General features: G+C 69.4%; 13 protein-coding genes. 7 read left to right on the plus strand and 6 right to left on the minus strand.

The annotated features are described in order from the left end of the window. Positions 1-11 precede the first annotated feature (11 nt). From nirD to ACF8ML_RS15655, 3 genes are all read right to left on the minus strand, one after another. Complete coding sequence (nirD, locus tag ACF8ML_RS15645) at positions 12-353, minus strand: nitrite reductase small subunit NirD (RefSeq protein WP_016454319.1); 342 nt, start codon at positions 351-353, stop codon at positions 12-14. Between the two features lie 32 nt (positions 354-385). Next, positions 386-2,902, minus strand: coding sequence for a nitrite reductase large subunit NirB (gene nirB / locus ACF8ML_RS15650; RefSeq protein ID WP_026063040.1), 2,517 nt, complete (start codon positions 2,900-2,902; stop codon positions 386-388). A gap of 251 nt (positions 2,903-3,153) precedes the next feature. Continuing rightward, positions 3,154-4,161 carry an AraC family transcriptional regulator gene (locus ACF8ML_RS15655; protein ID WP_047219233.1) on the minus strand — a complete coding sequence of 336 codons (1,008 nt, stop codon included), beginning with the start codon at positions 4,159-4,161 and terminating at the stop codon, positions 3,154-3,156. Between the two features lie 162 nt (positions 4,162-4,323). On the opposite strand from ACF8ML_RS15655, the gene ACF8ML_RS15660 reads away from it, so the two are divergent. Genes ACF8ML_RS15660 through ACF8ML_RS15680 form a run of 5 tightly spaced genes read left to right on the plus strand, consistent with a single transcriptional unit; the run spans position 4,324 to position 9,349 of the window. Then, the gene (locus tag ACF8ML_RS15660; RefSeq protein WP_392407358.1) at positions 4,324-5,172 is read left to right on the plus strand and encodes a TauD/TfdA dioxygenase family protein; all 849 of its coding nucleotides are present in this window, start codon (positions 4,324-4,326) and stop codon (positions 5,170-5,172) included. 29 nt (positions 5,173-5,201) lie between these two features. Continuing rightward, positions 5,202-6,260, plus strand: a complete 1,059-nt coding sequence (locus tag ACF8ML_RS15665) for a 3-keto-5-aminohexanoate cleavage protein (RefSeq protein WP_392407359.1) — start codon at positions 5,202-5,204, stop codon at positions 6,258-6,260. 14 nt (positions 6,261-6,274) lie between these two features. Then, positions 6,275-7,243, plus strand: coding sequence for a tripartite tricarboxylate transporter substrate binding protein (locus tag ACF8ML_RS15670; protein WP_026062972.1), 969 nt, complete (start codon positions 6,275-6,277; stop codon positions 7,241-7,243). A gap of 39 nt (positions 7,244-7,282) precedes the next feature. Further along, entirely contained in the window at positions 7,283-8,254 is a 972-nt protein-coding gene (locus ACF8ML_RS15675) for a quinone oxidoreductase family protein (protein ID WP_392407360.1), read from the plus strand. A gap of 12 nt (positions 8,255-8,266) precedes the next feature. Further along, positions 8,267-9,349 carry an AraC family transcriptional regulator gene (locus ACF8ML_RS15680; protein ID WP_151019813.1) on the plus strand — a complete coding sequence of 361 codons (1,083 nt, stop codon included), beginning with the start codon at positions 8,267-8,269 and terminating at the stop codon, positions 9,347-9,349. Between the two features lie 4 nt (positions 9,350-9,353). Here ACF8ML_RS15680 and ACF8ML_RS15685 read toward each other — a convergent pair whose 3' ends face one another. From ACF8ML_RS15685 to ACF8ML_RS15695, 3 genes are read right to left on the minus strand one after another with little or no spacing between them, the layout of a single operon-like run. Beyond that, on the minus strand, positions 9,354-10,412 hold the full coding sequence (locus tag ACF8ML_RS15685; protein WP_392407361.1) for a 3-keto-5-aminohexanoate cleavage protein: 1,059 nt from the start codon (positions 10,410-10,412) through the stop codon (positions 9,354-9,356). Between the two features lie 57 nt (positions 10,413-10,469). Beyond that, positions 10,470-11,315, minus strand: a complete 846-nt coding sequence (locus ACF8ML_RS15690; RefSeq protein ID WP_016450763.1) for a TauD/TfdA family dioxygenase — start codon at positions 11,313-11,315, stop codon at positions 10,470-10,472. 20 nt (positions 11,316-11,335) lie between these two features. Next, the gene (locus ACF8ML_RS15695; RefSeq protein WP_017407306.1) at positions 11,336-12,304 is read right to left on the minus strand and encodes a tripartite tricarboxylate transporter substrate binding protein; all 969 of its coding nucleotides are present in this window, start codon (positions 12,302-12,304) and stop codon (positions 11,336-11,338) included. 246 nt (positions 12,305-12,550) lie between these two features. Between ACF8ML_RS15695 and ACF8ML_RS15700 the strand changes: the two genes are divergently transcribed. Both ACF8ML_RS15700 and ACF8ML_RS15705 read left to right on the plus strand, forming a co-directional pair. Next, complete coding sequence (locus tag ACF8ML_RS15700; RefSeq protein WP_392407363.1) at positions 12,551-13,771, plus strand: porin; 1,221 nt, start codon at positions 12,551-12,553, stop codon at positions 13,769-13,771. A 96-nt stretch (positions 13,772-13,867) separates the two neighbouring features. Next, positions 13,868-16,402, plus strand: a complete 2,535-nt coding sequence (locus tag ACF8ML_RS15705; protein ID WP_047325963.1) for an ABC transporter permease — start codon at positions 13,868-13,870, stop codon at positions 16,400-16,402. Positions 16,403-16,599 lie beyond the last annotated feature (197 nt).

Below are 16,599 nucleotides of genomic sequence, written 5' to 3' on the forward strand. Positions count from 1 at the left end.
CCGCACGAATCTCAGTGCAGCGCCACCATCAACTGCCCGTTCTCATTGCGCACCGCATGCACGCGCACGGAGTGCTCGGGCGCTTCCAGGCATTCGCCGGTGGACAGGTCGAAGTGGTGCTTGTAGATGGGCGAGGCGACGACGACGCGCTCGCCCAGGCTGCCGACCAGGCCGCGCGCGAGCACGCTGGCGCCGCAGCGCGGGTCCACGTTGTCTATGGCGTAGAAGCGGTCGTCGCCGATGCGAAAGACCGCCACATGGCGGCCCTGGACGAGGGCGCAGACGCCCGTGTCGGGGACGATGTCCTGGGTGGCGCAAACGGGCAGCCAGTGTTCTTGGGAGGCATGTGCCATGGCGGGTCCTTGTCGCGGGTCTCTAGGGGGTGTCAGGCCGTGGCCTCGCTGCGCTCCTCGGCGCGCGCCGGGCGGATCTGGCCGCGCTCCTGCACGAAGACGATGTGCTCGTCGGGCTGGTCGCTGTTGATGAAGCTGCGAAAGCGCTGGCGCACTTCGGGCGTGGTGACGGCGGTCTTCCACTCGCACTGGTAGGTGTCCACCACATGCTGCATCTGGGCCTCGAGTTCTGCGCCCAGGCCCAGGCTGTCGTTGACCACCACGTCCTTGAGGTAGTCCAGGCCGCCTTCCAGGTTTTCGCGCCAGGTGCTGGTGCGCTGCAGGCGGTCGGCCGTGCGCACGTAGAACATCAGGAAGCGGTCGATGAGCTGCAGCAGCCTGTCCTTGGACAGGTCGGAGGCGATCAGCTCGGCATGGCGCGGCTTCATGCCGCCGTTGCCGCAGACGTAGAGGTTCCAGCCCTTGTCGGTGGCGATAACGCCCACGTCCTTGCCCTGGGCCTCGGCGCATTCGCGCGTGCAGCCCGAGACGCCGAACTTGATCTTGTGCGGCGCGCGCAGGCCCTTGTAGCGGTTTTCCAGCTGCACGGCCAGGCCCACGCTGTCGTCCACGCCGTAGCGGCACCAGGTGGAGCCCACGCAGCTTTTGACGGTGCGCAGCGATTTGCCGTAGGCATGGCCGGACTCGAAGCCGGCCGCGATCAGCTCCTCCCAGATCAGCGGCAGCTGCTCCACGCGCGCGCCGAACAGGTCCACGCGGGCGCCGCCCGTGAGCTTGGTGTACAGGCCGTATTTCTTGGCCACCTGGCCGACGGCGATCAGGCCGTCCGGCGTGACCTCGCCGCCGGGCATGCGCGGCACCACGGAGTAGCTGCCGTCCTTCTGGATGTTGCCCAGGTAGTAGTCGTTGCTGTCCTGCAGGCTGGCCAGCTGGGGCTGCAGCACGAACTCGTTCCAGCACGAGGCCAGGATGCTGGCGGCCAGCGGCTTGCAGACATCGCAGCCCAGGCCCTTGCCGTGTCGGTGCAGCAGCTCGTCGAAGGTCTTGATGCCGCCCACACGCACCAAGTGGTACAGCTCCTGGCGCGAGTGCGGGAAATGCTCGCAGACATGGTTGTTGACGGCCATGCCGCGCCGGGCCATCTCGGCCTTCATGACCTGGGTGGCCAGCGGCACGCAGCCGCCGCAGGTGGCGCCGGCCTGGGTGCAGGACTTGAGCTCGGCCATGGTGCAGGCGCCTTCGCCCACAGCCGCGCAGATCTGCGCCTTGGTGACGTTGTTGCACGAGCAGATCTGCGCCGTGTCGGGCAGGGCGTCCACGCCCAGCCCGGGCCTGGCCTTGCCGTCGCTGGAGGGCAGGATGAGGAACTCCGGCTCCTCGGGCAGCGCGATGCTGTTGAGCGTCATCTGCAGCAGCGTGCCGTACTCATCGGCATTGCCCACCAGCACGGCGCCCAGCAGCTGGCGGCCGTCCTCGCTGACCACGATCTTCTTGTAGACCTGCTTGCGCTCGTCGATGAACTGGTAGTTGCGGCTGCGCGGCGTCTTGCCCTGTGCGTCGCCGATGCTGGCCACATCCACGCCCATGAGCTTGAGCTTGGTGCTGAGATCGGCCCCACCGAAGGCGGCCTCGGCCTCGCCCGCAATGTGGCGTGCCGCCACGCGCGCCATGTCGTAGCCGGGTGCCACCAGGCCGAAGGTCTGCTCGCGCCAGGAGGCGCATTCGCCAATGGCGTAGACGCTGCGGTCACTGGTGCGGCAATGGTCGTCCACGGCCACGCCGCCGCGCGGGCCTATGGCCAGGGCGCATTGGCGCGCGATCTCGTCGCGCGGGCGGATGCCGGCGGAGAAGACGATCATGTCCGTCTCCAGGTGCGTGCCGTCGGCAAACACCATGCGGTGGCGTGCCGTGGCGCCGTCGGTGATCTCCAGCGTATTGCGGCCCGTGTGCACCTGCACGCCCAGGTCCTCGATCTTGCTGCGCAGCACGCGGCCGCCGCCGTCGTCCACCTGCACGGCCATCAGGCGCGGGGCGAACTCCACCACATGGGTCTCCAGGCCCAGGTCGCGCAGGGCCTTGGCGCACTCCAGGCCCAGCAGGCCGCCGCCCACCACCACGCCGACGCGTGATTTCGCGGCCGAGGCCTGCATGGCCTCCAGGTCCTCGATGGTGCGGTAGACAAAGCAGTGCGGCCGGTCGCGCCCCGGCACGGGCGGCACGAAGGGCGCCGAGCCCGTGGCCAGCACCAGCCTGTCGTAGGGGATGACTTCGCCATCGGCCGTGGTCACGGTGCGCTCGCGCCGCTCCACGGCTGCCGCCCTGGCCGCCAGGCGCAGCGTGAAGCCGCTGGCCTCGAAGAAGCCGGGCGCCACCAGGCTCAGGTCCTCGGCGCTCTTGCCGGAGAAGAATTCCGACAGGTGAACACGGTCGTAGGCGGCGCGCGGCTCCTCGCACAGCACGGTGACGTTCGCATCTGCCACCCCCAGGGCATGCAGCTGCTCGAGAAATTTGTGGCCCACCATGCCGTGGCCGATCACAACGATGTTCATCTGGCGTCCTGCGTTGCGCATCCAGTGTTTTGCGGGCCGCAGGCCAGGGCCGGCGGGTCAGGGCTGCCAATGCAAGTGCCGTGCCAGCACCGCTGCGCGGTGCCTGCCCGTGGTGCACGCTGTCTGGTGCGCAGACAGCGTGCACCGCAATGCGCCCGCCGCACCGCGCAGGGGCGGGGTGCGCCGTGGTGGTGCGTCAAGTGCGATCAAGTGCGCCAGGTCCGCCAGGTGCGCCAGGAACGCTGGGTGCGTCAGGCGCGAGGCAGTCCCTGCGCGCGGCTGCGCCAGGCCTCGGGCGCGCAACCGAATTGCGCAGCGAACCAGCGCGTGAAGGCGCTGTGGCTGGCATAGCCGAGCATGGCGGCGACCTGGCCCACGCTGTAGTGGGGGTGGTCCAGGTAGCGCAGGGCCAGTTCGTGGCGCACTTCGGTCAGCAGCTCGCTGAAGCTCAGGCCCTCTCGGTCCAGTTCGCGCTGCAGCGTGCGCAGGCTGCGCCCCATGCCCTGCGCCACGCCCGCGCAGGTGGCGTTGCCCGAGGGCAGCAGCAGGTAGATGACCCGGCGCGCCTGGTGGCCCACGGAGGCGGCACGGTGGGCCGGCATGGCCTCCACCAGCCGCAGCGCATAGCGCGCCAGCGCGGGGTCGGCCAGCGGGTTGGGCTCGTCCAAGTCGGCGGCGCGGCAGGCGATGCCGTTGAACTCGGCGCCGAACGTGATGCGGCAGCGGAACATGCGGCGGTGCTCGGACAGGTCGGCCGGTGGCGCGTGGCTGAAGCTGACGCCCTGCGGCCGCCAGCGCTCGCGCAGCAATGCCTCGCACATGCGCCACAGCACGCCCATGGCCAGTTCCACGGACTGGCGCATGGCGCCGTGCAGGACGAAGTCCTCGCGCAGGATGACGATGTCCCCTGCATCCTCCAGGTGGATCAGCAGCGATTCGTTGACCAGGTGCATGTGCGCGACCAGCGTGTCCAGCGCATGGCGCAGCGTGGGCTGGTGCTGCAGTAGCAGGCTCACGGCGCCGAAGCTCGACAGCTGGCGGTGCCGGGCCATGCGCAGGCCCAGGGACTCGCAGCCCGTGGACTGGGCCGCGTCTTCCAGCAGGCGCGCGACGATGGCCACGTCGATCAGCTGGTCCTGCTCGCGCAGCAGCGCGGGCCGCAGGCCGGCCTGGCGCAGTGCCTTGTCGGGGTCGCCGCCCAGTTCGCGCATGACGTCCGAAAAATGGGTCAAGGCCGCCGCGCGCACCATGGTGACCATGCTTGCCCTCCTGTCAGTCCGTGGCGTGGTGGCACGAAATGCAAAGAGGATGGCATGGCTTGCATAGTCCGCGGAACCGGGTTTTCCTACATTGCAGAGACCGGCCCCACGCCGGGCGGACCGTGCCGCCACGGGCCTTCACAACAATGACAGGAGACAGGCATGCGCATAGAGCCCATGACATGCGCCATCGGCGCCGAATTGCTCGGCGTGCAGCTGGCCGACGCGGTGCGCGACGACGCGCTTTTCTCGGAGATCCGGGCAGCGCTGCTGCGCCACAAGGTGCTGTTCCTGCGCGACCAGGGCCTGGCGCGCGCCGAGCACGTGGCCTTTGCGCGGCGCTTCGGCGAGCTGGAGGATCATCCGGTGGCCGGCAGCGACCCCGAGCATCCGGGCCTGGTGCGTATCTACAGGACGCCCGAGCAGCCCAACGACCGCTACGAGAATTCCTGGCACTGCGACGCCACATGGCGCGAGGCGCCACCCATGGGCTGCGTGCTGCACTGCGTGGAATGCCCGCCCGTGGGCGGCGACACCCTGTGGGCCAACATGGCGCTGGCCTACGAACGCCTGCCGGACGCCGTCAAGGCGCTGATCGCGCCGCTGCGCGCGCGCCACAGCATCGAATGCACGTTCGGTGCGGCCATGCCCATCGAAAGGCGGCTGGCGCTCAAGGCCCAGTACCCCGATGCCGAGCATCCCGTGGTGCGCACCCATCCCGAGACCGGCGAGAAGGTGCTGTTCGTGAACGGCTTCACCACGCATTTCACCAATTTCCATACGCCCGCCAATGTGCGCGTGGGCCAGGACTTCACGCAGGGCGCCTCCGGCCTGCTGCAGTACCTGATCGGCCAGGCTGCCATTCCCGAGTACCAGGTGCGCTGGCGCTGGCGGGCGGGCAGCGTGGCGATCTGGGACAACCGCGCCACCCAGCACTATGCGGCCATGGACTACCCGCCCAGCCACCGGAAGATGGAACGCGCGGGCATCGTCGGCACGCCGACCTTCTGAACCACGATCACGACACAAGGAGACATGCCATGAACTTTCTCGACGGCCACCTGTTCCCCGAAAACCAGCAGCCCCTGATCATCACGGCCGCGCCCTATGCGCCCTCGTGGCTGCCCTCGGACTTTCCCGGCGAGATCGCCGTGACCATGGACGAGCAGATCCAGAAGGCCGTGGACTGCTACAACGCCGGCGCCACCGTGCTGCACCTGCATGTGCGCGAGCTGGACGGCAAAGGCAGCAAGCGTTTGTCGAAGTTCAACGAGCTGATCGCCGGCGTGCGTGCGCGTGTGCCCGAGATGATCATCCAGGTGGGCGGCTCCATCAGCTTCGCGCCGGAGACCGAAGGCGCGGCCGCCAAGTGGCTGTCCGATGACACGCGCCACATGCTGGCCGAGCTGGAGCCCGTGCCCGACCAGGTCACGGTGACCATCAATACCTCGCAGATGAATTTCCTGGAGCAGTTCGATGCGCGCGACATACGCGGCACCTCCATGGAGGACCCGGCCGTCTTCAATGCCTACAGGGAGATGACCGTGCCCGCCCAGCCCGGCTGGGCCGAGGAGCACATCCGGCGCCTGTCGGCCGCCGGCATCCAGAGCGCCTTCCAGTGCTACAACATCAACAGCTTCGAGTCGGTGGAGCGGCTCATGCGCCGCGGCATCTACAAGGGCCCGCTGGTGATGAACTGGGTGGCGATCGGCGGCGGCATGGACGCGCCCAGCATCTACAGCCTGGCCAACTTCGTGCGCGCCGTGCCCGACGGCGCCGTGCTCACCGTGGAAAGCTCGGTGCTTAACGTGCTGCCCGTGAACATGATGGGCATTGCCATGGGGCTGCACGTGCGCTGCGGTACCGAGGACAACCTCTGGAACCAGCGCCGCACGGTCAAGATGGGCACGGTGGCGCAGATCGAGCAGCTGGTGCGCATCGCAGGCGAGTTCGGCCGCCCCATCGCCACGGCGCAGCAGGCTCGGGAGATCTGCCGGATCGGCCAGTTCTACGGCACCGTGGAAGAGACGCTGGCGGCCAACGGCTTCGCGCCCAACCGCAACGGCGCCCAGCAGGGGTTTCTGCGCAAGGCCGCCTGAACCGGGAGCCCATGATGCAACGCATGCCCCCCTGGACTGCCATCGCCCTGGCCGCCTCGCTGCTGGCCGGTGGCGCCCACGCCTTCGGCGACAAGCCGGTCCGGCTCATCGTGCCGGCGCCGCCCGGCGGCACCATCGATGTGTTCGCGCGCATCATCAGCGACCAACTGGCGCAGGAGATACGCCAGCCCGTCATCGTGGAGAACCGGCCCGGCGCCGGTGGCGCCATCGCCGTCAAGCACATGCTGTCCCAGCCGGCCGACGGCAGCACGCTGCTGGTGACGGTGACCAACATCCTCACCGAGGTGCCCCATGTGCTCAAGGTCGGCTTCGACCCCATGAAGGACGTGCGGCCCGTGGCGCAGATGGCGCGCTCGGTGATGCTGTTCATCGCCTCGCCGCAGTTTCCCGCGCGCGACGGGGCCGAGGCCATCGCCTACGTGAAGGCCCACCCGGGCACGCTGTCGTTCGCCTCGTACAGCCAGGGCACGGCCTCGCAGTACGCGGGCGCCATCCTCAACAGAAGGGCCCACCTGGACATGGAGCATGTGGCCTTCCCGGGCTCGGCGCCCGCGCTGGCCCAGGTCATGGGCAACCAGATCCCGCTGATGTTCGACGGATCGGTCACCTCCAAGCCGCTGATCGCGGGCGGCAAGGTCAGGCTGCTGGCCGTGGCCTACAAGAGCCGGCTGCCCGACTACCCGCAGGTGCCCACGCTGGCCGAGCTGGGCTACCCCGAGGTGGATTTCAGCAACTGGAGCGGCGTGTTCGCCTCGGCGCAGACGCCGCGCCCGCTGCTGGAGAAGATCCACGGCGCGCTGGCCCGGGTCAACGCCCGCAAGGCCGTGCGCGAACGCTATGCGGGCACGGGCTTCGAGCCCGTCGAAGGCGATCGCTCGCTGGAGCAGATGTCCACCGACCTGCGCGCCGAGTTCGAGCGCAATGCCGAGATCGTCCGGAACTTCGACATCCGGCTCAACTGATGCAGGGCGCCCCACCCAGGCGCTACACAAGGAGACTCCATGGCAAAGGCCATACGCTTTCATACCACCGGCGGCCCCGAGGTGCTCAGGCTGGAGCATGCCGAGGCCGGCGCGCCGGGACCCGGCCAGGCGCGCGTGCGCCACAGCTTCATCGCCGTCAACTTCATCGACATCTATTTCCGCACGGGCCGCTATCCGCTGGCCCTGCCCAACGGCCTGGGCTCGGACGCCGTGGGCGTGGTCGAGGCCGTGGGGGAGGGCGTGACCGAAGTGCGGCCCGGCGACCGCGTGGGCTACCTGATGGGCCCGCAGGGCGCCTACAGCGATGTGCGCGTGATGCCGGCCGATGTGCTGATCCCGCTGCCCGACGGCATCAGCGACCGCACTGCGGCCACGCTGATGATGAAGGGCATGACGGCGCAGTACCTGTTCCGCCAGGTCCATCCGCTGCAGGGGGGCGAAACCATCCTCTACCACGCGGCGGCCGGCGGCGTGGGGCTGATCGCCTGCCAGTGGGCGCGTGCCCTGGGCGTGACCATGATCGGCACGGTGAGCACCGACGAGAAGGCCGCCGCCGCGCGCGCCAACGGTTGCGCCCACGTCATCGTGACCTCGCGCGAGAACACCGTCGCTCGCGTGATGGAGATCACGGGCGGCAAGGGCGTGCCCGTGGTCTATGACTCGGTGGGCAAGGACACGCTCATGGATTCGCTGGACTGCCTGCAGCCGCGCGGCCGGCTGGTCAGCAACGGCACCTCGTCGGGCTCGGTGGTGGTGGACTCCCAGCTGCTGGCCTCCAAGGGATCGATCTGGATGACGCGGCCCGCGATGGTGCACTACATCCAGCCGCGCGCCCACATGCTGGAGATGGCGCACGAGCTGTTCGACCATGTGCTGGCCGGGCGCATCGCCAGCGAGCCCCAGCAAAGCTTTGCGCTGGCCGATGCGGCCCAGGCGCACCGGGCGCTGGAGTCGCGCCGCACCACGGGCGCGACGGTGCTGATTCCCTGAAATGGACCTGCCATGCAGACCCCTGCGCTCCATGCCTTCGGCACCGTGGCCGCAGGCCGCAGGCCCGTCACCTGCGGCCTGATCCGCAGTGCCAGCCTGCATGGCTATGCCGACCTGGTGAAAAGCCTGGGCCATGATCCCGCCGTCCTTGTGCGCGCGGCGGGACTGTCGGCGCGCCTGCTCGACGACCCGGAGACGCTGATTCCCATCCATGCCGTGCGCGAGCTGCTGGAGGTGGCCGCGCGCACCACGGGAACGCAGGATTTCGCGCTGCGCCTGGCGGCGCGGCGCAGCCTGTCCCACCTGGGCCCCATCAGCCTTGTGCTGCAGCAAGAGCCCACGCCGCGCCAGGCGCTGGACACGCTGTGCCGCTACCTCAAGCTGCTGAGTGCGGGCATGTTCGTACGCATCGAGGACGCGGGTTCCGGGGTGCTGGTGCGCCAGGACCTGGTGCCCATCGCGGGCATGGCCATGCGCCAGTCCATGGAGCTGGCGGTGGGCGTGATGTTTCGCGTGCTGCGCGAGCTGATCGGCGCCCAGTGGCGCCCGCAGCAGGTCAGCTTCGTACACCGCGCACCGGCCGATGCATCGGCCCACCGTGCCTTCTTCGGCGTGACCCCTTTGTTTGACCAGCCTTTCAACGGCATGGTCTGCCGCCTGGCGGATCTGCAACTGCTGCGCGAATGCGGCCAGGCGCAGGGCTCGGGCGTTGCGCGCTTTGCGCGAAGCCATTTGGAGCAGGCGCTGCGCAGCCGGGGTGAAGGCATGCAGGCGGCCTGCAGGGAGCTGATCATTGCATTGCTGCCGGGCGGCCGCTGCACGGCCCAGCAGGTGGCGCGCCACCTGGGAATGGACCGCCGCACGCTGCACCGCCGCCTGCTTGCGGAGGGGCAGACTTTCTCGGCACTGCTCGACACCCTCCGCAGGGAACTGGTGCTGCGCCATCTGCAAGACGGTGGCCAGCCCCTGGGCGAGGTGGCGGGCCTGCTGGGGTTTGCCGCGCCCAGCGGCTTTTGCCACTGGTTCCGGGCCGCTTTCGGCGCCAGCGTCTCGGACTGGCGCAGGCGGGGGCAGGGACGGGTTGGCGAGGCCTAGTGCGTCAGGCGGTCTTGCGCAGAAATCCCTGGTTGCCGCCGTTGCGGTTGGGCGCGAAGCCGTTGGCCGCCAATGTCTCTTCGGGGGTGTCGTAGAACACGCCAATCTTGCTGATGGCGCGCGCCTGTTGCGCCGTGGCGATGGGGCGGCCGAACTCGCGCGCGATGCGCACCAGCTGCTCGATCTGGGAGACCGTGCTGGCCTTGGCGCTGCGCGACTGGTTCCACAGGCAGTCCTCGGTGCCGCAGCGCACGTGCAGGCCCATGGCGATGCCCATCATGTTCACGGGCAGCACGTTGCGGACATTGCTTTCCACGGTGAGCACGGCGCCGTCGGGCACGGCGCGCACGAAATTGGCCAGGCTGTAGATGCTGGGCGCGTCCATGCCGCCGCCGATCGCCACCCAGTTCATCACCAGCGGGCCCTTGTAGATGCCGCGGCGCATGAGCCGCTCCACGGACTCGAAGCTGTTGATGTTGTAGCACTGGAAGGCGCTCTGGATGCCGGCGGCCGACAGGCGCCGGATGTGCTCCTCGGCCCAGCCGGGCTGGGCGGGCACGGTCATCTCCTTGTAGGCGTCGAAGATGGCGGGCTTCTCGCGCGAGGTGCCCCTGAAGTCCGCGTCCTCGGCCTGCTCCGTCACGTTCATCTGCGAGGTATTGACGGTCACCGTGACCTGGTCGGGCACGGGTTCCAGCTCGGCCAGCATGTGGCGCGTGTCATCGGACAGCCACTTGGCGGCCGCGCCTTCGGTCTCCGGCGCAAAGCTGATCGATCCGCCCACCTGGATGATCATCTCGGGCACGCGCGCACGCACGCCGGCGATCAGCTCGTTGAACTTCGACAAACGCTTGCTGCCTTTGCCGTCGAGCTCGCGCACATGCAGGTGCAGCACGGTGGCGCCGGCGTTGTAGCAGTCCACGGCCTTCTGGATCTGCTCGTCCATGGTCACGGCGATCTCGCCGGGAAAGTCCGAGGGCAGCCACGAGGGCGCATAGGGCGCGGCCGTGATGATCAGGGGCTGCTGGTTTTCGGGGAACAGGTGGCCATCGAGAAAATTCATGGGACGCTCCGGTGGGTGGGGGTGAGGGGTGGGTGTGGAAAGAGTCGGTGCAGGGCCTCAGCGCGGGATGTCGCCGACGATGCCCGCGCGCTCCATGCGGCGGGGCGCCGGGTAGTAGTCGTTGAGCGCGTAGTGCTGGGTGCTGCGGTTGTCCCAGACGGCCACGTCGCCGGGCTTCCAGGACCAGCGCACCTGGTATTCGGGAATCGTGGCGCGGCTGATCAGGTAGTTCATCAGCAGCGCGGCGCCGGGCGCCTTGTCTATGCCGTGGCGCACGTTCTCGGGCGTGCTGTAGTTGACGAAGTGGGTGCTGAAGCCCGCGCCCACGAACAGCAGCTTCTCGCCGGTCTCGGGGTGGGTGCGCACCACGGGATGCTCCACGGGCGGGTGCTCGCTGGCCAGCCGCGCGCGCGCCTCGGGCGCCATCACGGCACCGAAGGTGTGCTCTATGCCGGCCTTGGCGCGCAGGCCGTCGATGCTGCGCTTGATGCTCTCGGGCAGCTCCTCGTAGGCCTTGACCATGTTGACCCAGATGGTGTCGCCGCCGATCGGCGGGCACTCTATGCAGCGCAGCACCGCGCCCATGGCCGGGTTGGGGCGCCACAGGCCATCGCAGTGCCAGGTGTTTTCGTAGCTGTGCGGATCGTCGCTGCGGTAGATGCGCACCAGGCCAGGGTGCTCGGGATCGCTGCCTGCCACGGGATGGTCCTCCAGTGGGCCGAAGCGGCTGGCAAAGGCCACATGTTCGGCGCGCGTGATGTCCTGGTCCCGGAAGAACAGCACGCGATGGGTCAGCAGCGCGGCGCGGATGTCCGCGAACAGTGCGGCGTCGCGTGCGGCATCGCCGAGATGGATGCCGGATATTTCGGCGCCGATGGCGGGGGTGATCTGTCGGATCTGCATGGTCGGTGTTTCCCTGGAAGTCAGTTCGCGGTGATCTGGTATTTCTTCACGATGCCGGCGTTGCGCTCGGACATCTGGCGTGTCTCGCGCTGCAGTGCGGCGGTGTCGGTGAGCACCTCGGGCTCCAGCCCCACGTCGGAGAGTTTTTGCTGCACGGCCGGCGCGCTGGCCGCTTTCCCGATGGCGGCGCGCAGGCGTTCCATGGTTTCGGGCGGCAGGCGGGCCGGCACGATCAGGCCCACCCAGCCGCGAAACTGCAGCTCGGGGTAGCCGAGTTCGGCGGTGGTCGGCACCTGGGGCAGGTGGCGCGAACGCCGGGGGCCGGAGAACGCGTAGGCACGCAGCTTGCCGGCCCTGATCAGGGGCACCGAGGTCAGCATGCCGTCGAACATGACGTCCACCTGGCCGCCCAGCAGGGCCTGCACGGCCGGCGGCGAGCCCGCGTAGCCCACGTGCTGCAGGTCCAGGCCCGCCTTGTCGCTGAGGATCAGGCCGGCGTAGTGCGACACGGTGCCGGGGCTGTAGCTGGCAAAGCTGGTCTGGCCTTTGCGTGCCTTGAGCTGCGCGAGCAGCTCCTGCATGTCCTGGGCGGGCTGGCTGGCCCCGGCCACCAGCACCACGCCCGAGCGGGCCAGCGAGGCCAGGGGCACCAGGTCCTTGAGCGGATCGAACGGCATCTTGATCACATGGGGGATCTCGGCCAGCAGATTGCTTGCGCCCACCAGCAGCGTCTGCCCATCGGAGGGCGCCTGCAGCAGGGTCTGCATGCCCAGCAGGCCGCCTGCGCCCGGGCGGTTGTCTATCACCACGGCCTGGCCTGTTTCAGACGCGAGCTGCTGGCCCACGACGCGCGCCACGATGTCCATGGTGCCGCCCGGCGGTGCGGGAACGATGAGCCTGAGCGGCTGGCGGCTCCAGGCCGTGCCGGCGATGGCGATGGTGATGGCGCAGCCCGCGAGCAGCGTGGCGATGGCGTGGGGCAGTCTCATATCCGTGTCTCCTTGTTCCGTGTTCTGGCATCCAGTATCGAAAGCCCGCTTTCCCGGGACTTGCCATTGGGGGACAGGCATTTGCCTTGTTGGGACAAATCCATGGCAACCCTGACCAGGGCAACCCGCGCATGTCGTGAATTGCAAAACCGTTGGCATGAACTGCCAAGAAGCGGCGCGATGGCTTTCCTAGAGTCGATTCGTGGCGCAGGACCGCGCCAGCCCCACGATGAACAGGAGACCCCCATGCCCCGACTTCACCCCCATCCCTGCGGCCTGCACGCGCTGGGCCTGCTGTGTCTGACAGGCGCGGCCGCCGCCCAGGCGCCCACCTCGGTCACGCTGTTCGGCGTGATGGACGCCGGCGTCAGCCGCTACAGCGTGCGCAGCGAATCCTGGGACGCGGGCCCCGCGCGCTCGGCGCGGCAAAGCACCTGGGCGCTGTCGCCTTCGGGCAACCTGGCCAGCCGCATCGGCATACGCGCCAGCGAAGACCTGGGCGGCGGCCTCATGGCCGGCCTGTGGCTGGAGGCGCCGGTGGCCAATGACACGGGCGGCGGCGCGCTCAACTTCGGGCGGCGCGCCACCATCGGCCTGTCCGGGCGCCTGGGCGAGCTGCGCATGGGGCGCGACCACACGCCTTCGTTTCTGAACGACTGGGCCTTCGACCCCTTCACCGTCAACGGCGTGGGCACCAACCTGATCGCCGTGGTCAACAGCAACCTGGCCATCGCCCGCGCGCTGGCCACGGGCGGCCTGCTGGGCGGCGGGCTGTCGGCGGGCACGGACACCTATCTGCGCGCAGGCAATTCCATCGGCTATTTCCTGCCGCCGGGCCTGGGCGGCGTCTACGGGCAGGCCATGTACGCCTTCCCCGAGAACAGCTCGAAGCGGGGGCGCTACGCGGGTGCCCGCATCGGCTGGGCCATGGGGGCGGCCGATGTGGCGCTGGGCTATGGCGAGAACACCCTGGGCACCTCGGGCGCCGGCGCGGAAAAGATCCGGTCGCTGAACCTGGGCGGCTCCTATGACTTCGGCCCGGTCAAGCTGTTTGGCGAATGGTCCGGCGTGCGCAACGAGCGGCGCGACGCCGGCACGCTGGCCGCCATCAACGACCGCTATCTGGGCGTGCTGGCCGGCGTGAATATCCCCGTGGGCCAGGGGGCGCTGCGCGCCTCCTATGCACGTGTGCAGTTCAGGAATGGCCAGGGCCTGGCCGACGGCGATTCCTCGGTGAACAAGCTCGCCCTGGGCTATGTGCACCCGCTGTCCAAACGCACGGCGCTGTACGCCACGGTGTCGCGCATCAGCGTGGGCAACGGGCGCAACAACCCGGGCGTTATGGGCGTGACGCCGCTGGTGGTCAGCAACCCGGCCATCCTGCCCCAGCCCGGCTACCTGACCACGGGCGGCATGCAGCCGGCCGGCGCGCTCGGGCTGGACCTGGGCCTGCGGCTGATGTTCTGAACGGCCGTGCCAATAGTTCTGAACGGCCGTGCCAATAGCCGTGCCAATAGCCGTGGCGCCCGGGTGCCCATCTTCGCCTGCGCTAATCTGCGCGGCATGAATGGATCTTCTGCATGGACCCTGGGTTGGCGCACCCTGTGGCGCGACCTGCGCGCGGGCGAGTTGCGCCTGTTGATCGTCGCCGTGATGCTGGCCGTGGCCGCGCTCAGTTCGGTGGGCTTTTTTGCCGACCGGCTGCAGGCGGGGCTACAGCGCGATGCGCGCCAGCTGCTGGGCGGCGACGTGGTCGTGGTCGGCGACAACCCCACGGCGCCGGCCTTTGCCGAGCGCGCACGCGCCGAAGGGCTGCAGGCCCTGGAGACATCCAGCTTCCCGACCATGGCGCGCGCCAGCGACGCGCAAGGCGGCATGAGCCGCCTGGTGGCGCTCAAGAGCGTGCCCGAAGGCTATCCGCTGCGCGGCAGCCTGCGCGTGGCCGATGCCCCCGGCGCGGCCGACCGGGCCACGCGCGAGATACCGGCGCGGGGCGAGGCCTGGGTCGATGCGCCGCTGCTGGAGTCGCTGGGCATAGGCGTGGGGGACATGCTGCTGCTGGGCGACGCCCAACTGCGCGTGGCGCGCATCATCTCCATCGAGCCCGACCGGGGCGCAGGCTTCATGAACTTTGCGCCGCGCGTGATGATCGCCTCCGCCGACCTTGCCGCCACAGGCCTGGTGCAGCCGGCCAGCCGCATCACCTACCGCCTGGCCGTGGCCGGCGCGGGTGATGGCTCCGAGCCGGCCGTGCAGCGCTACCGCGTCTGGGCCGAGCAGCAGGCCAAGGCGCCCGGCGTGCATGGCGTGCGCGTGGAGTCGCTGGACAGCGGCCGCCCCGAGATGCGCCAGACGCTGGACCGCGCCGAGAAATTCCTGAGCCTGGTCGCCCTGCTGGCGGCGCTGCTGTCGGCCGTGGCCGTGGCCCTGGCTGCGCGCGGCTTTGCCAACAGCCACCTCGACGCCTCGGCCATGCTGCGCGTGCTCGGCCAGAGCCAGCGGCGCATCGCGGGCGCCTACACCGTGGAGTTCGTGCTGGTCGGCCTGGCCTCCAGCGCCGCTGGCGTGCTGCTGGGCTGGGCCATCCACCATGTCTTCGTGCTGCTGCTGGCCGGGCTGGTGGAAACCGCCTTGCCCGCACCGGGCCTGTGGCCTGCGGCCTTCGGCGTGGGCATGGGGCTGACCCTGCTGCTGGCCTTTGGCCTGCCGCCCGTGCTGCAGCTGGCGCGCGTGCCGCCGCTGCGCGTCATGCGCCGCGACCTGGGCGCGCTCAAGCCTGCCTCGGTGGTGGTGCTGGCCGTGGGCGTGGCAGGCTTTGCGGCCTTGCTGCTGGCGGCCAGCCGCGACATCAAGCTGGGCCTGATCGCCGTGGGTGGCTTTGCCGTGGCCGTGCTGCTGTTCGCGGCACTGGGCTGGCTGGCCGTGCAGGTGCTGCGCCGCCTGGTGCACGAGAGCACGGCGCCGCGCTGGCTGGTGCTGGCCACGCGCCAGATCGCCGCGCGCCCCGCCTATGCCGTGGTGCAGATCAGCAGCCTGGCCGTGGGGCTGCTGGCGCTCATGCTGCTGGTGCTGCTGCGCACCGACCTCATCGGCAGCTGGCGCCAGGCCACGCCGGCCAATGCGCCCAACCGCTTCGTCATCAACGTGCAGCCCGAGCAGGCCGACGGTTTCCGCGCGGCGCTGGACAAGGCTGGCGTCACCTCCTATGACTGGTTCCCCATGATCCGGGGGCGTCTGGTGACCGTCAACGGCAAGTCGGTCAGCCCCGACGACTTCAGCGAAGACCGTGCCAAGCGCCTGGTGGACCGGGAGTTCAATCTCTCCACCACGGCGCAGGCGCCCGCACACAACCTGATCACGGCGGGCACCTGGACGCCTGGCGCCAAGGGCGAGATCAGCGTGGAGGACGGCATTGCCGAGACTCTGGGCCTCAAGCTCGGCGACACGCTGGGCTTCGACGTGGGCGGCGTGCCCAGCGAGGCGCGCATCACCAGCCTGCGCAAGGTGGACTGGGGATCGATGCGGGCCAACTTCTTCGTCATCTATCCTGTGGACCACCTGGACGACGTGGCTGTCAGCTACCTGGCCGCCTACCGCGCGCCGGACGTGGCGGGCTTCGACAACGCCCTGGTGCGCGAGTTTCCCAACATCACCAACGTGGACCTGAGCACCACGCTGGCCCAGGTGCAGCGCGTGCTGGACCAGGTGATACGCGCGGTGGAATTCCTCTTCGGCTTCACCCTGGCCGCCGGCCTGGTCGTGCTCTTCGCCGCCGTCACCGCCACGCGCGAGGAGCGCGCCCGCGAGTACGCCATCATGCGCGCCGTCGGTGCCCAGGCCCGGCTGCTGGCGCAGGTGCAGCGCGCCGAGCTGGCCGGCGTGGGCCTGCTGGCGGGTTTCCTGGCCAGCTGCGCGGCCGGTGCCGTGGGCTGGGCCCTGGCGCGCTGGGTGTTCGAGTTCAACTGGACCGTGCCCTGGTGGGCTCCGCTGGCGGGGGCTGTTGCCGGGGCCTTGCTGGCCTGGATGGCGGGGTGGTGGGCGTTGCGGGAGGTGTTGAGGAGGCCTGTGATGGATACGTTGAGGCAGGTGGCTGAGTAGGTCTTTGGGTTCTGTTTTTTGCCCCTGCCGGGTGGTTGTTTTTCGAGGCCGGGGTTCGGCCCGGCGGCCGACCTACTTTCTTATCGCGCGATAAGAAAGTAGGCAAAGAAGCGCGCCCCAAACTGCCCACGACCCCTTCGCTTCGCTACGGGGCGACCTGCGTTGGGCGGGATGCGGGGTGCGCCGTGAAACTCGTT

This window comes from Delftia sp. WSY_10 (assembly GCF_043104705.1).
GTDB lineage: Bacteria > Pseudomonadota > Gammaproteobacteria > Burkholderiales > Burkholderiaceae_C > Comamonas > Comamonas tsuruhatensis.

Excerpts from the sequence above, each read along its gene's own strand:
- nirD (WP_016454319.1), bottom strand. The coding sequence starts at position 353 with ATGGCACATGCCTCCCAAGAACACTGGCTGCCCGTTTGCGCCACCCAG.
- nirB (WP_026063040.1), bottom strand. The coding sequence starts at position 2,902 with ATGAACATCGTTGTGATCGGCCACGGCATGGTGGGCCACAAATTTCTC.
- ACF8ML_RS15655 (WP_047219233.1), bottom strand. The coding sequence starts at position 4,161 with ATGGTCACCATGGTGCGCGCGGCGGCCTTGACCCATTTTTCGGACGTC.
- ACF8ML_RS15660 (WP_392407358.1), top strand. The coding sequence starts at position 4,324 with ATGCGCATAGAGCCCATGACATGCGCCATCGGCGCCGAATTGCTCGGC.
- ACF8ML_RS15665 (WP_392407359.1), top strand. The coding sequence starts at position 5,202 with ATGAACTTTCTCGACGGCCACCTGTTCCCCGAAAACCAGCAGCCCCTG.
- ACF8ML_RS15670 (WP_026062972.1), top strand. The coding sequence starts at position 6,275 with ATGCAACGCATGCCCCCCTGGACTGCCATCGCCCTGGCCGCCTCGCTG.
- ACF8ML_RS15675 (WP_392407360.1), top strand. The coding sequence starts at position 7,283 with ATGGCAAAGGCCATACGCTTTCATACCACCGGCGGCCCCGAGGTGCTC.
- ACF8ML_RS15680 (WP_151019813.1), top strand. The coding sequence starts at position 8,267 with ATGCAGACCCCTGCGCTCCATGCCTTCGGCACCGTGGCCGCAGGCCGC.
- ACF8ML_RS15685 (WP_392407361.1), bottom strand. The coding sequence starts at position 10,412 with ATGAATTTTCTCGATGGCCACCTGTTCCCCGAAAACCAGCAGCCCCTG.
- ACF8ML_RS15690 (WP_016450763.1), bottom strand. The coding sequence starts at position 11,315 with ATGCAGATCCGACAGATCACCCCCGCCATCGGCGCCGAAATATCCGGC.
- ACF8ML_RS15695 (WP_017407306.1), bottom strand. The coding sequence starts at position 12,304 with ATGAGACTGCCCCACGCCATCGCCACGCTGCTCGCGGGCTGCGCCATC.
- ACF8ML_RS15700 (WP_392407363.1), top strand. The coding sequence starts at position 12,551 with ATGCCCCGACTTCACCCCCATCCCTGCGGCCTGCACGCGCTGGGCCTG.
- ACF8ML_RS15705 (WP_047325963.1), top strand. The coding sequence starts at position 13,868 with ATGAATGGATCTTCTGCATGGACCCTGGGTTGGCGCACCCTGTGGCGC.